The 2,526-nt window shown below is 46.6% G+C and carries 2 protein-coding genes; both read left to right on the forward strand.

What is annotated here, in order from left to right:
* The first annotated feature begins 60 nt into the window (after positions 1–60).
* Positions 61–1,629 carry a DDE-type integrase/transposase/recombinase gene (locus A3860_RS37595; RefSeq protein ID WP_081155753.1) on the forward strand — a complete coding sequence of 523 codons (1,569 nt, stop codon included), beginning with the start codon at positions 61–63 and terminating at the stop codon, positions 1,627–1,629.
* 25 nt (positions 1,630–1,654) lie between these two features.
* Positions 1,655–2,404 carry an IS21-like element helper ATPase IstB gene (gene istB / locus A3860_RS37600; protein WP_081155754.1) on the forward strand — a complete coding sequence of 250 codons (750 nt, stop codon included), beginning with the start codon at positions 1,655–1,657 and terminating at the stop codon, positions 2,402–2,404.
* Positions 2,405–2,526 lie beyond the last annotated feature (122 nt).

Below are 2,526 nucleotides of genomic sequence, written 5' to 3' on the forward strand. Positions count from 1 at the left end.
TTTGCGGGGCATGCCCCGCAAAGGGAAAAAGTCACTTTTGCCGCCTAAATTATTGCGGCGATGTCAATGACCCCTTATTTATCGAAACTTATGATCTATCACCAGGTACATCAGCTCTCCAGAGATGGTTTTTCCATCAGCTATATCAGTAAGTTTTTTGGCCTGAACTGGCGCACCGTTAAACGGCTGTTATCCATCGAAGACGATCGCGACTATGAGAAATATCTCCAAAGCTGTTCAATAAAAAATAAGGTGCTGGAGCCTTACGAGAGCTTCGTTAAATCGAGGGTGGAACTATATCGCGACACCTCCTCAGCTCAGATGCACGATTGGCTCAAAGAGCATTTTACAGACTTCCCAGCCGTATCACCCAAAACCGTGTTCAATTTTGTAGCATGGATACGCCAGCAGTATCATCTGCCAAAGACAGATGAAGTCCGCATTTACGCAATGGTAGAAGAAACACCGTACGGTCTTCAGGGGCAGGTAGATTTTGGCGTGTACAATATGCGTAACAGCCAGGGCAAAAGGGTTAAGGTGTACTTTTTGACGATGGTGCTCTCCCGGTCCCGCTACAAATATGTCTTTTTCTCTAAAGAACCATTTACGGCTCATACAGCTATAGACGCCCATGAAAATGGCTTTGTCTTTCTGGAAGGGATACCAGATACACTGGTCTACGATCAGGACAGGGTGTTTATGATCGATGAGAACAACGGCGATCTTATTTTAACGGATGCTTTTAAAAACTATCAGCAGCAACGGGGCTTCCGGCTTCACTTCTGCCGAAAATCAGACCCGCAAAGCAAAGGCAAAGTAGAAAATCTGGTCAAGTATGTTAAGCAAAACTTCCTGTACAACAGAACCTTTGTCGATATCGATCTGCTCAACTCCGAAGCACTGGCCTGGCTGGCCAGAACCGCCAATGAACTGCCTCACAGCTTTACCAGAAAGCGACCTGTAGCGGAATGGGAGATAGAAAAGCCGTTCCTGCGTCCTTTTGGTCCTGTGGTCATCAGTCGGCCCGACGCAGTTGAATATACCGTCCGTAAGGATAACAGCTTCTCTTATAAAGGGAACTTTTACTCGCTGCCAGCGGGAACCTATAAGGGCCGGGGAAGCAAGGTGTTGCTTGAAAAACAAGGCACCTGTATCGTCTTGTATGATTTGCAACACCGGGAGCTTTGTCGCCACCTGGTAAGCGCTGGCAGAGGAGAAAAGATTATCAACAACGATCATAGAAGGGAAAAGAGCCAGGCCATCATAGAATTGGAGGAACAGTTCTGCTCACTGCTTGCCGATCCGCAAAAAGGACGACAACTGGTATCAGCCATCCGCCAGGATAAACCACGTTACGTCCGGGACCAGTTGATGATCCTGGTGCAGGTGGCCAGTGCTACCACCCCACAGATAGTTGACGATGCGCTGGCTTACTGTCAGCAACATGGTATCAATGGCGCCGGCGACTTTAAAGCCATTGTGGCCCATTACCTCTACGAACAAACGGATGAACCCCAGCAGCAGGGAGCCGGCTTACAACTAACACTAAATCCCTTAAACAATCAACCGCCGGACCAGGCGCTGATACAGCCGGCAACGAGCTCCATCAACGATTATGACATGTTTTAAATTTTTTTATTAAACAACAAAACCAATGGAACAAAAGCAATTAATCAGGCAGTATTGCCAACAGTTCAACATGAGTGGCATAAACAAGGTCATAGACGAACTTATCACCGAAGCAGAAGCTAAAGCGCAAGGGTATTTGGATTATACCCTTAGCTTCCTGCGTGCAGAGGCCGATTACCGCCAGCAAAAGGACATTAAAAAGCGAATGAAGCTGGCTTGCTTACCGAAACACTGTGACCTGAGCACGTACGATCACAGCGTCAATAATGGGCTCACGATCGCTAAACTGCACCAATTGCAGGAACTGCACTGGATGGACCAGATTTTTAACATCATCTGTATGGGGCCATCGGGTACCGGAAAAACGTTCCTCTCGGGAGGACTTTGTTTTGAAGCTATTAAAAAAGGCTATAAGGCTTACTTCAGAACTATGGACGGCCTGATCAGCACCCTGAAGATGAAGGAGATCACCCGGACTGCAAAAGCTGAATACAAACGGTTACTACAGGCACACCTGATCGTAATCGACGACATCATGCTGTTCCCTGTCGAAAAAAAGGAGGCGGTGAGCCTGTTTAATTTTATCAATCAGATTTATGAAAGAACATCCTTTATCATCACCACCAATAAGAAACCAGCAGAGTGGGCCCAAATGCTCGGTGATGAAGTACTGGCAACTGCCTTGCTGGACCGCTTACTGTTCCAATGTGAAGTGATTAACCTGTCCGGTAAGAGCTACCGGCTGGAAAACAGGAAAACAATTTTTGAAGACTAAATCAATGCTCTTATTTTTGACACCGCTCTGCACTCTTGTTGCCAATTTTTGTGTAATGGTTGTTGCCAAATGTTCTGCACTTCTAATTGCCAAAAACTCTGCATTGTTGCTTACCGACTACA

Source organism: Niastella vici (assembly GCF_002077945.1).
GTDB lineage: Bacteria > Bacteroidota > Bacteroidia > Chitinophagales > Chitinophagaceae > Niastella > Niastella vici.